Raw genomic sequence first — 10994 nt, forward strand, 5'->3', positions numbered from 1 at the left:
TCAGTCACATCAATATTGACTGACAGTCCGCATCGCGAGCAGGCTCGCTCCCACAGTTATTTTTTGTGTTTGCCTGTGAAGCCTCAGGCGTTACCGGCCAGCTTCATCCGCGCAGCCTGGGTGAAATCCAGCATCCGCTTCAGCGGCCGGATCGCCTGAGGAATCAGCGCCGGATCGACAAAGATCTCGTTCGCCCCCTCTTTCAAGCTCTTGAGCGTGCGCTCAAGGGTGTTCATCGCCATCCACGGGCAATGCGCGCAACTGCGGCATGCCGCGCCGTTGCCGGCGGTTGGCGCCTCGATAAACACCTTGTCCGGGCACAGCTGCTGCATCTTGTAGAAGATGCCGCGGTCGGTCGCCACGATCAGGGTCTTGTTCGGCAAGGTCTGCGCCGCCGCGATCAACTGACTGGTGGAACCGACGGCGTCCGCCAGCTCGATCACCGAGGTCGGCGACTCCGGATGCACGAGGATCGCCGCATCGGGATACAGCGCCTTCATGTCTTCGAGCTGCTTGGACTTGAACTCCTCGTGAACGATGCAGGCACCGTCCCACAACAGCATGTCGGCACCGGTCTGGCGCTGGATGTAGGTGCCCAGGTGCTTGTCCGGGCCCCAGATGATCGTTTCGCCGTTATCCATCAGGCTTTCGACGATCTCCAGTGCGCAGCTGGACGTCACCACCCAGTCGGCCCGGGCTTTGACCGCCGCGGAGGTGTTGGCATACACCACCACCGTGCGCTCGGGATGCTGATCGCAGAACGCGGAGAACTCGTCGACCGGGCAACCCAGATCCAGCGAGCACGTCGCCTCGAGCGTCGGCATCAGAATGCGTTTTTCAGGGTTGAGAATCTTGGCGGTCTCACCCATGAACTTGACCCCGGCAACCACCACGGTCTTGGCCGGGTGAGCGTTACCGAAACGGGCCATCTCCAGGGAGTCGGAGACGCAGCCACCGGTTTCTTCGGCCAGAGCCTGGATGACCGGATCGCAATAGAAGTGGGCAACCAGCACCGCGTCCTGAGCCTTGAGCTCGGCAGCGATGGCGGCACGGTAACGGGCTTCCTCGTCAGCCGTCAGCGGCTTGGGCTGCTTGGCGTCGAGGTGGGCTTGAACCAGAAGGCGTTCGGAAATCTGCGTCATGTTCGCAAGACCTGCAGGCGCATTCGCGCGAAAGTCGAGTATACACCCGGCTCCGGACCCGTCTGGGTACCGCCGGGAAAGTGAGTATTCATCAGGCACGGACAGCGTGAAGATGCGCAAGGCTACAGAATATCCGGCGGATGCAAAAGATGATTCTGACCTGCGCCATATGGTGCACCCCGGAGGCAGGGCCGGGTTAAATCGCGGGCAAAAAAAAATCCGGAAATCCTCACTTGCGTGGGCCTTCCAGACTTTTAAAACAGCTTGAAAATGGTGGGTCGTGTGGGATTCGAACCTACGACCAATTGGTTAAAAGCCAACTGCTCTACCAACTGAGCTAACGACCCGCTGTGTGGTGGCGCGTATAATACTGATTTTTAAGGACTATTCAACACCTATTTTGAAAATAATCAAAAATAAGGTGTTGGGTCGCTGATTCCGCCCGCAACAAAGCCTTCCGCACGCAGTCGGCAGCTGTCGCACTTGCCGCACGCACGCCCTTCATCGTCGGCCTGATAGCAGGAAACGGTCAGGCCGTAGTTGACCCCAAGCTTCGTTCCCTCCTGAATGATCTGCGCCTTGCTGAGGTTTTGCAGCGGTGCCTGGATACGGAAACCATTGCCCTCAACGCCAGCCTTGGTCGCCAGATTGGCCATACGCTCGAACGACTCGATGAACTCGGGACGGCAGTCCGGGTAACCGGAGTAATCCACGGCGTTAACGCCAATGAAGATGTCGCGAGCACCGAGCACTTCCGCCCAACCCAATGCCAGGGACAGGAACACGGTGTTGCGTGCCGGGACGTAAGTGACCGGAATGCCTTCGCCCGGATTTTCCGGGATATCGATGCTGCTGTCGGTCAGGGCCGAGCCGCCCATGCCGTTCAGATTCAGGCCGATCACCTTGTGCTCGACCACCCCAAGATCCCGAGCCACACGCTCGGCGGCATACAGTTCGGCGTGGGAGCGCTGACCATAGTCGAAACTCATGGTGTAGCAGCTGTAGCCCTGAGCGCGGGCCATGGCCACGACCGTCGCCGAATCCAGGCCACCGGACAGCAGGATGACCGCACGTTTTTCTGCAGTGTTCAGTTGTTCCGTCATTTCAGCGCCCCGGCTCATCATTCCAAAGATATTTATGCAGCTGCAGTTGCAGGCGCACCGGCAGGTTGTCCGCCACCACCCAGTCAGCCAGATCCCGTGCATTGAGATCGTGATGGCTCGGCGAGAACAAAACTTCGCCGGCACGTTGCTCAAGACCGTACTGGATCAGCTTGGAAACGGACCACTCATAGTCTTCCCGCGAGCAGATGACAAATTTCACCTGGTCGTTGGGCGTGAGCAGTTCGATATTTTCGTAACGGTTGCGATGGGCTTCTTTCGAGCCCGGCGTCTTCAGGTCGACGACGCGACTGACCCGAGGATCCACGGCCGAGATATCGATCGAGCCGCTGGTTTCCAGCGAGACCTCGTAACCGGCGTCGCACAACCGCTTTAGCAATGGAATGGCGTTGGGTTGAGCCAGAGGCTCGCCGCCGGTGACGCACACGTAACGCGGACGAAAACCGGCTACCTGCTCGAGGATATCGTCGAGTGTGCGAATGGTGCCGCCAGTGAAGGCGTAGGCGCTGTCGCAGTATTGGCAACGCAACGGGCAACCGGTCAGGCGCACAAAAACCGTGGGCAGGCCGGCGGTCCGAGTTTCACCCTGCAACGAGTAGAAAACTTCGGTAATTCTCAATGTGTCTTGCATATTCGCCACGGGCGTAACAGCTAAACAGGCTGTCCGCCTCCGTCAGGCACTTCATGGAACCCCGGCAATGCGTAGATCCCAAAAAGCGTGTTTCAGAAAAAGGGGGTGAATTCTAACGAAAAAACCCGCGACAAGCGCGGGTTTCTTCAAAACGGGTCCGGCAAGCTTACATGCGCTGCAGATCGCGCTGTGCCAGCTGAGCGGCGGAAGTCCCCGGATACTGGGACACCACCTGCTGCAGAATGCCTTTGACCCGGTCGGTGTGACCAAGACGACGCTCTACATCAGCAAGCTTGTACAGCGAATCAGGCACTTTGGCGTGCTTGGGATACAGCTGCGAAACCTTGGCAAATGCCTGACCTGCACCTTGCAGATCGCCTTTGGCCAAATTCACTTCACCCAACCAGTACTGCGCATTGCCCGCGTACTGGCTGTTTGGGTACTTGCGCAGGAAGGCGGCAAAAGCCTGGCTGGCCTTGTCGAAATCCTTGGCTTTGATCAAGTCGAAGGCAGCATCGTAATAAAGCTTTTCCTTCGCCGGATCTGCCGGTTCGCTGCTCGCTGCTGGTGCCTGAGCTGCCGCCCCCGCGGCTGCGCCTGCACCTGCTGCAGCACCGGGGGCGTTCAAATCGCCACCGGTAGAAGAATTCTCTGGAGTCGCGGCTGGTGCAACGCCGGATCCTATGCGCCGATCAAGATCCTGGTATCGCTCCAGGTTTTCCTGCTTCATGCGCGCTACATCATTTTGCAGAACTTCGATCACGCCTTGTTGGCGTTCGATCTGCTCCTGCATTTGCTGAAGCTGGTTGAACAGCTGGCCCTGTGCCGAGACAGGAGCCGCAGCCCCTGTCCCGGCATAGGCGCCGTTCGTACCGTAACCAGCAGGCGGATAACTGCTCCCGCTATTGCCGGAGTCATTATCGACCACAGGAACCGCAGCCCACGCCGAGAACGACGCGAGGCTGAGAGCCAGAACAGTTACAGCACGACGGCACGTTCGCATGACGAATTACTTACGCAGTTCGACGCGACGGTTTTGAGCCCAGGACTGCTCGTCGTTGCCGGTGGCAACTGGACGCTCTTCGCCGTAGGAAACCAGTTCCAGCTGAGCTGGGGAAACGCCTTGCAGTACCAGGTAGCGTTGAACGGCTTTCGCACGACGCTCGCCCAGTGCCATGTTGTACTCACGAGTACCACGTTCGTCGGTGTTGCCTTCCAGAACAACGCGAGCGCCGTTTGCTTTCAAGTCTTTGGCGTGAACGTCCAGAGCGCGCATGGCTTCTGGCTTCAGGTCCGAGCTGTCGTATTCGAAGTAGAAAGTGGTGATAGCGCGCAGAGCAGCTTCTTCGCTCAGGGAGCCGTCAACTGCACCAGTGTTAGCGCCGTAACCAGCGTTTGGATCTACCGCGCCTTCACCGGCATTGTCGCCGCCTTTGGACGAGCAACCTACAGCTACAGCCATGGCCAGAGCCAGCGCAGCAAATTTACCAAACTTCAGCATTTCCATCGTGAAACTCCTAATGAACCCCAGTGTGTTAAGTAAAACGTAAAGCGCCGCGTCAGTTCAGGTAAGGGGACCAGGAAGGTTCTCTGACTTCGCCTTGTGCGGTAGGAAGCGGGAGCCTTACGCGTCCATTGATGGACACGAGCATCAAGACTCCCCGGCCCTGCTGGCGGGTGGCGTAGATTACCATGGTGCCGTTGGGCGCAACAGTGGGCGACTCGTCCAGAGTGCTATCAGTGAGGATTTTTACACTGCCTCGCTGCAAATCCTGGGCCGCCACTTTGAAATTGGTGAAACCTTCCTGGCGGTGAATCATCACCAGGGTCTTTTCGTCCGCCGACAATTTAGGGTTGGCGTTGTAGTTACCGACGAAAGTTACACGCTCCGCACCACCGCCACCGACGCTGGTTTTATAGATCTGCGGCTTGCCGCCACGGTCGGAGGTGAAGTAGATGGTCGAACCGTCCTTGCCCCAGAACGGCTCGGTGTTGATGCCGGGACCGTTGGTGACACGAGTGATCGAGCGCGAACCCACGTTCATCACGTAGATGTCCGGGTTACCGTCCTTGGACAGTACGAATGCCAGGCGGCTGCCATCCGGCGACCAGGCTGGCGCACCATTCAGGCCTTCGAAGTTGGTCAGTTGCTCACGGCGACCGGTGTCGATGTTCTGCATGAAGATACGCGGACGCTTCTGCTCGAACGACACGTAGGCAATGCGCTTGCCGTCCGGTGCGAAACGCGGCGACAGGATCGGCTCGCGCGATTGCAGCAGGGTCACGGCGCGGGCACCGTCATAGTCCGAACGCTGCAGGGTGTAGCGAGTGTTCTTCTCGGAGAAGCGCTCGGCCGTCACGTACAGCAGGCGAGTGGAAAACGCACCCTTGATGCCGGTGAGTTTTTCGAACGACTGGTCGGAGATGTAGTGCGCCATGTCACGCAGCTGATCCACACCACCCGACACGCTGCCGGTCAGCACTTGCTGTTCGGTCGCGACGTTGAACAGTGCGTATTGAACCTGCAGGCGACCGCCCGCAGGAACGATGCTGCCGACCATGACGTACTGGGCACCCAGTGCCTTGAAGTCACGGAAGATGATTTCGCTGGCCTGGCTTGGCTGGCTGATCATGTTCTGCTTCGGAATCGGCGCGTAATAACCCGAGTTGCGCAGGTCGTTACCGATGATTTCCGCCATGTCGTCCGGCAGCACGCTACCGCCCTGGAAACCGAACGGTACAACCGCGATCGGAGTGGCCCGATCGCTGCCGCTGGTAACCAGAATGTTTTTCTCATCCGCCATCGCCAACCCTGCCATACAGCAGATCGCGATCAGCATTCCTCGAAGAAGGTTTCTCACAAGGCTAGATCCTCAGGTGTAAATGTCATCTTGAACGAACGATACGGAGCGAAATCGCTCGGCTTCATTCCCTGCATTTCTGTCAAACGTCCAATATTCTTCACCGCCGCTACAGCCGATGCGTCAAACGGACCGTCACCGCTGGACTTGGCCACGCTGACCGAAGTCACCGTACCGTCAGGCAACATGCCGATTTGCAACACGACCGTCATGCCTTTGCGGGCCGAAGGTGGACGGGCCCAGCCTTCTGCTGCACGTGCTCGGATCAGGTCATCGAAACTGCCGGCGACTTCGTCACCCTGCTCATCGGCCAAGGCCTGCTGACGCTGCGGCGTGTCGGAAAGCAAATCTGCCAAGGCCTGGGCCTTTTTGTCTTCGGCGGATTTACGTGCCGCATCCTGCGCTTTCTTCTTCGCAGCATCGGCAGCAGCTTTCTTCTTCGCTTCATCGGCGACTTTCTTCTTCGCCTCTTCAGCTTCAGCTTTCTTCTTGGCGTCTTCCGCGGCTTTCTTCTTCGCGTCTTCGACGATCTTTTTCTTCGCTTCTTCAGCGGCCGCTTTCTTGGCCTCTTCTTCAGCAGCTTTCTTGGCTTCTTCTTCAGCTTTCTTCTTGGCTATATCAGCCAATTGTTTCTCTTCTGCCTTCTTGGCTTCGGCGGCTTTCTTCGCGTCGTCGGCTTTCTTGGCTTCATCAGCCTTTTTCGCCTCGTCCGCTTTCTTCGCCTCATCGGCCTTCTTGGCTTCCTCGGCCTTTTGAGCCGCTTCTTCTTTCTTTTGTTCCGCAGCCTTCACGGCTTCCTGCTCGATCTTCTTCTGCTCCATCTGCTCGACTTCGGTCTGGCGCGCGGCGGATTTCTTCGCCTCACCCGCAATCTTCTGATTGGTCTGGGTGGTTGCCTGACTTTTCGATTTCAGCTGGTACAGGGTTGCCTGAACGATAGGCTTGGCCGGCGGCAGCTCCGGTGTGAAGGCAAAACTGACGAACAGCATGCCGAACACCAGCACGTGCAAGCCAATCGCCCAGACACTAGGCCAGAAGTAGCTTTCCGAGGCGGACGGCTCTCGCTGTTGCTGCATCAGGGCGCCTCGGTAATCAAGCCAACGTTACCGACCCCGGCTTTCTGCAACCCGCCCATGGCGCCCATGACGGAACCGTAGTCGACGCTCTTGTCGCCGCGAATGAAGACCTGGGTACGCTTGCCGCCTTCGTTGCCGACGCGAATGATCTTGGTGACCGCATCAGTCATTTGCGGCAGGGTCATGGCGCGATCCTGCTGCTTCTCGGTGTCGACTTCGCTGCCAAGGTTCCAGTAGTAGGTCTTGTCAGCCTTGATCGAAATGGTCAGGACCTGAGTGTTGTTGTCCTGCGGCAAGGCTTCGCTGGAAACCTTCGGCAGATCAACTTTCACGCCCTGATTGAGCATCGGCGCGGTCACCATGAAGATGACCAGCAGCACCAGCATCACGTCGATGTAAGGCACCACGTTCATCTCGGCGACCGGCTTGCGCTTGTTTCGCGCTCGAGCGATTAAAGCCATTGGTAATTACCTGCTCAGTCTTCGCTGGTGTGCACTTTGCGGTGCAGGATCGCCTGGAACTCGTCGGCGAAGGTGTAGTAACGGCCGATCAGCGTTTCGCTGCGAGCGGCGAAACGGTTATAGGCGATAACGGCAGGAATAGCGGCGAACAGACCGATCGCCGTAGCGATCAGGGCTTCGGCGATACCTGGCGCTACGGTGGCCAGAGTCGCTTGCTGGGCTGTGGCCAGACCACGGAAGGAGTTCATGATGCCCCAGACGGTACCGAACAGACCGATGTACGGGCTGACGGAACCGACGGTGGCCAGGAAAGGCAGGCTCTGTTCGAGCTTTTCTTCTTCGCGGGAGATCGCTACGCGCATGGCACGGGCAACGCCTTCCATGACTGCTTCAGGATCAACGCCTGGCTGCTGGCGCAGACGGGAGAATTCCTTGAAACCGGCGCGGAAGATCTGCTCGACACCGGAATCCGGGTCCGGGTTGCTGCCTGCCTGACGATAGAGTTTGGACAGGTCGATGCCTGACCAGAAACGCTCTTCGAAACTCTCAAGAGCGCGTCGACCGGCGCGCAGCAGGTTGCTGCGCTGAAAGATCATGATCCATGAGGTCACCGATGCGGCTACCAGGGTCAGCATTACCAGTTGCACCACGATACTGGCATTGCTGACCAGGCTCCACATGGAGGAATGGTCGACGACGTTAGCTTCCACGCTTTATCTCCTGCGTTGAGTGTGTACCCGCGCCGCTCACGTCGGCAAAGGCCGCTCGTAGAGCTTCGGGAATGGCCCGGGGTTTCAAGCTGTTGGTGCGCACACAGGCCACCAGAAACTGCCCTTCGCAGAGCAGTACGTTATCCGTGGCCCGCCTGACCTGCTGTTTGAAGCGCAGGCTGGCACGGTTCAATTCGATTACTTCAGCGCTTACCAGCAGTTCGTCATCCAGTCGCGCCGGCGCGTGGTAGCGCGCTTCGCTGGAATGCACGACGAACAACAGGTCCTCCCCTGCCAGCTGCGATTGGGCAAAGCCCAGCTCCCGTAGCCGCTCGGTTCGAGCCCGTTCCATAAACTTGAGGTAATTAACGTAATACACGATGCCGCCCGCATCGGTGTCCTCGTAATAAACGCGACAACGATGTGCGAAAGGCTCAAGCCCGTTTTGCGCGCGCATACTCTAGTGCTTACTCCTCGGGTTGCCAATCCGGCAGGCAACTGTTTTTCATTGTTCTGCGGCTTTCTCGCGAAAGTACGGTCCTAGGACAGCACAATGCCCGAAAATTCAGCACGCAAAACTCATTTAATCGTCCACGGAATCGAGAAACTCGTCTACAACGGGCATTTCGCCCAATCGTGACGGAATGTTTAAGCCGAAGTGCAGATAAGCATGCCGTGTCACTACCCGCCCCCGCGGGGTCCGCATGATGTAGCCCTGCTGGATCAGATAGGGCTCGAGCACATCTTCAATGGTGTGGCGTTCTTCACTGATGGCTGCGGCGAGGCTGTCCACGCCAACCGGTCCGCCATCGAACTTCTCGATCATGGTCAGCAGCAGACGCCGGTCCTGATGATCGAAGCCACGCTCATCGACATCCAGCAGGTTCAGCGCCATGTCGGCCACTGGCTTGGTGATGTGGCCCTTGGCACGAACTTCGGCGAAGTCCCGGACCCGGCGCAGCAAACGGTTGGCGATCCGCGGCGTGCCGCGGGCGCGACGGGCGATTTCGAAGGCGCCTTCCGGCTCCAGCGGCAAGCCGAGAATGCCCGCCGAACGACTGACGATCGTCGACAGGTCGGCGTTGCTGTAGAACTCCAGACGCTGAACGATCCCGAAACGGTCGCGCAACGGGTTGGTCAGCATGCCCGCCCGCGTGGTCGCGCCGACCAGGGTGAAAGGCGGCAAATCGAGCTTGATCGAGCGTGCGGCGGGGCCTTCGCCGATCATGATGTCGAGCTGGAAGTCTTCCATGGCCGGATACAGCACTTCTTCGACAATTGGCGAGAGGCGATGGATTTCATCGATGAACAGCACATCGTGAGGTTCGAGATTGGTCAGCAGCGCCGCCAGATCACCTGGACGCTCCAGAACCGGACCCGAGGTGCTTTTGATCGAGACGCCCATTTCCTGGGCGATGATGTTGGCCAGGGTGGTCTTGCCCAAGCCCGGAGGACCGAAAATCAGCGTGTGATCCAGGGACTCGTTGCGACCACGAGCCGCCTGGATGAACAACTCCATTTGCTCACGAACGGTCGGTTGGCCGATATATTCAGCCAGACTGACAGGGCGAATCGCCCGGTCCTGGACTTCCTCGCGCTCACGGGGGCCACCACCTGTGGCGGCAATCAGACGATCAGCTTCAATCACTTAGATCATTCCCTTCAGGGCACGACGAATCATGTCTTCGCTGCTCAAACCTTTCTCCTTGATCGCGGAAATCGCCTTGCTGGCTTCCTGCGGCTTGTAACCCAGGGAAATCAGCGCGCTGACCGCATCGTTCTCGGCGGTATTGACCGGCGCCGGACCATCCGGCTGGTTCGGTACCAGGGCGAACATGGCCGGAACGGCTTCCCAGGCCTTGAAGCGGTCCTTGAGTTCGACCAACAGGCGCTCGGCGGTTTTCTTGCCTACGCCCGGCACCTTGGTCAACGCCGAGGTGTCCTGGGATTGCACGCAGCGCACCAGTTCGTCGACTTCCAGACTCGACATCAGGGCCAGGGCCAGTTTCGGTCCCACACCATTAAGACGGATCAACTCGCGAAAAAAGTCTCGCTCGCGCTTGCCGACGAAGCCATAGAGTAACTGCGCGTCTTCGCGTACGACCAAATGGGTGTGCAGCGTCAGCGGTTCACCGACCGACGGCAAGCGATAAAGCGTGGTCATGGGCACTTCAAGTTCATAGCCCAAACCGTTTACATCCAGAATCAGGTGCGGCGGCTGTTTCTCAGCCAGTGTGCCGCGCAAGCGTCCAATCACGTTACAGATCCTTGAGCGTTGGCCGGCGCGATGCCGGCGACTGACAGAGCGAGGGTCCTGCGCCAGCCGAGGCGCAAATCCCTGATTCCATGAAATTGACTGCCGATGCTATCAGAGACGCAGGCGCCCGCCACGACTGCGTGCCGCACCCAGCCCATGAGGCAGCAGGCTGGAACGGGTGTGAGCGTGGCAAATGGCAATGGCCAGGGCGTCGGAGGCGTCGATCTGCGGTTTACTGGTCAGTTTGAGCATGTGCATGACCATCATCTGCACCTGCTCCTTGTTGGCGGCGCCGGTGCCGACCACTGCCTGCTTGACCTGGGTCGCGGTGTACTCGGCAATCTCCAGGCTTTCTTCCGCGCCGGCAACGATAGCGGCACCACGGGCCTGCCCCAGTTTCAGGGCGGAATCGGCATTGCGCGCCATAAACACTTTTTCGATGCCCATGGTCACGGGTTTGTAGGTCTGAATGATCTCCCGCACCCCACGGTAGACGATCTGCAAACGTTCGTGCAGCTCGCCAGCACCGGTGCGGATGCATCCGGAGGCCACGTATTCGCAGCCTCGACCGGTATCGCGTACCACGCCGTAACCGGTGATGCGGGAGCCGGGGTCGATGCCAAGGATTAAAGTCATAACGCCTGTGGGTCCGTGAACTATCTATATCCAAGTACAACACATAACAAATGTGGGAGCGGGCTTGCTCGCGAAGGCGGTGTATCAGTTACCGAAATT

Annotated in this window: 13 protein-coding genes and 1 tRNA gene; all 14 read right to left on the reverse strand. The window is 58.6% G+C overall.

Annotation, left to right across the window (positions count from 1 at the left end):
- Window positions 1–83: 83 nt before the first annotated feature.
- The gene (gene nadA, locus ACW9JE_RS24225) at window positions 84–1142 is read right to left on the reverse strand and encodes a quinolinate synthase NadA (RefSeq protein WP_457434173.1); all 1059 of its coding nucleotides are present in this window, start codon (window positions 1140–1142) and stop codon (window positions 84–86) included.
- Between the two features lie 271 nt (window positions 1143–1413).
- Window positions 1414–1489: transfer RNA gene (locus ACW9JE_RS24230), tRNA-Lys, on the reverse strand.
- Window positions 1490–1552: 63 nt separating this feature from the next.
- Window positions 1553–2245, reverse strand: a complete 693-nt coding sequence (queC, locus tag ACW9JE_RS24235) for a 7-cyano-7-deazaguanine synthase QueC (RefSeq protein WP_224537968.1) — start codon at window positions 2243–2245, stop codon at window positions 1553–1555.
- 1 nt (window position 2246) lies between these two features.
- The gene (queE, locus tag ACW9JE_RS24240; RefSeq protein WP_175380499.1) at window positions 2247–2894 is read right to left on the reverse strand and encodes a 7-carboxy-7-deazaguanine synthase QueE; all 648 of its coding nucleotides are present in this window, start codon (window positions 2892–2894) and stop codon (window positions 2247–2249) included.
- Between the two features lie 166 nt (window positions 2895–3060).
- Window positions 3061–3897, reverse strand: a complete 837-nt coding sequence (gene ybgF / locus ACW9JE_RS24245) for a tol-pal system protein YbgF (RefSeq protein ID WP_457434174.1) — start codon at window positions 3895–3897, stop codon at window positions 3061–3063.
- A gap of 6 nt (window positions 3898–3903) precedes the next feature.
- Window positions 3904–4401 (reverse strand): peptidoglycan-associated lipoprotein Pal, encoded by a 498-nt coding sequence (pal, locus tag ACW9JE_RS24250; protein ID WP_003178634.1) that lies wholly within the window; start codon window positions 4399–4401, stop codon window positions 3904–3906.
- A gap of 52 nt (window positions 4402–4453) precedes the next feature.
- Window positions 4454–5734 carry a Tol-Pal system beta propeller repeat protein TolB gene (gene tolB, locus ACW9JE_RS24255; protein ID WP_457434175.1) on the reverse strand — a complete coding sequence of 427 codons (1281 nt, stop codon included), beginning with the start codon at window positions 5732–5734 and terminating at the stop codon, window positions 4454–4456.
- Window positions 5735–5751: 17 nt separating this feature from the next.
- A complete protein-coding gene (gene tolA, locus ACW9JE_RS24260; protein ID WP_224537973.1) occupies window positions 5752–6831 on the reverse strand; it encodes a cell envelope integrity protein TolA in 1080 nt (359 codons plus the stop codon).
- On the reverse strand, window positions 6831–7283 hold the full coding sequence (tolR, locus tag ACW9JE_RS24265; RefSeq protein ID WP_224537998.1) for a protein TolR: 453 nt from the start codon (window positions 7281–7283) through the stop codon (window positions 6831–6833). The genes tolA and tolR overlap by 1 nt, the downstream gene beginning before the upstream one ends.
- Window positions 7284–7306: 23 nt before the next feature.
- Window positions 7307–8002, reverse strand: a complete 696-nt coding sequence (tolQ, locus tag ACW9JE_RS24270) for a protein TolQ (RefSeq protein WP_224537974.1) — start codon at window positions 8000–8002, stop codon at window positions 7307–7309.
- Window positions 7992–8459, reverse strand: coding sequence for a tol-pal system-associated acyl-CoA thioesterase (gene ybgC / locus ACW9JE_RS24275; protein WP_224537976.1), 468 nt, complete (start codon window positions 8457–8459; stop codon window positions 7992–7994). Before ybgC ends, tolQ begins: the two co-directional genes overlap by 11 nt.
- A 126-nt stretch (window positions 8460–8585) precedes the next feature.
- Window positions 8586–9650 (reverse strand): Holliday junction branch migration DNA helicase RuvB, encoded by a 1065-nt coding sequence (gene ruvB / locus ACW9JE_RS24280; RefSeq protein ID WP_224537978.1) that lies wholly within the window; start codon window positions 9648–9650, stop codon window positions 8586–8588.
- Window positions 9651–10259, reverse strand: coding sequence for a Holliday junction branch migration protein RuvA (gene ruvA, locus ACW9JE_RS24285; protein ID WP_224537980.1), 609 nt, complete (start codon window positions 10257–10259; stop codon window positions 9651–9653).
- 111 nt (window positions 10260–10370) lie between these two features.
- A complete protein-coding gene (ruvC, locus tag ACW9JE_RS24290) occupies window positions 10371–10895 on the reverse strand; it encodes a crossover junction endodeoxyribonuclease RuvC (RefSeq protein WP_110964618.1) in 525 nt (174 codons plus the stop codon).
- Window positions 10896–10994: the final 99 nt, after the last annotated feature.

Source organism: Pseudomonas sp. SDO55104_S430, from assembly GCF_054070595.1.

Coding starts and splice junctions, on each gene's coding strand:
- tolA (WP_224537973.1), bottom strand. CDS start 6,831: ATGCAGCAACAGCGAGAGCCGTCCGCCTCGGAAAGCTACTTCTGGCCT.
- ybgC (WP_224537976.1), bottom strand. CDS start 8,459: ATGCGCGCGCAAAACGGGCTTGAGCCTTTCGCACATCGTTGTCGCGTT.
- nadA (WP_457434173.1), bottom strand. CDS start 1,142: ATGACGCAGATTTCCGAACGCCTTCTGGTTCAAGCCCACCTCGACGCC.
- queE (WP_175380499.1), bottom strand. CDS start 2,894: ATGCAAGACACATTGAGAATTACCGAAGTTTTCTACTCGTTGCAGGGT.
- ruvC (WP_110964618.1), bottom strand. CDS start 10,895: ATGACTTTAATCCTTGGCATCGACCCCGGCTCCCGCATCACCGGTTAC.
- pal (WP_003178634.1), bottom strand. CDS start 4,401: ATGGAAATGCTGAAGTTTGGTAAATTTGCTGCGCTGGCTCTGGCCATG.
- tolB (WP_457434175.1), bottom strand. CDS start 5,734: ATGCTGATCGCGATCTGCTGTATGGCAGGGTTGGCGATGGCGGATGAG.
- ybgF (WP_457434174.1), bottom strand. CDS start 3,897: ATGCGAACGTGCCGTCGTGCTGTAACTGTTCTGGCTCTCAGCCTCGCG.
- queC (WP_224537968.1), bottom strand. CDS start 2,245: ATGACGGAACAACTGAACACTGCAGAAAAACGTGCGGTCATCCTGCTG.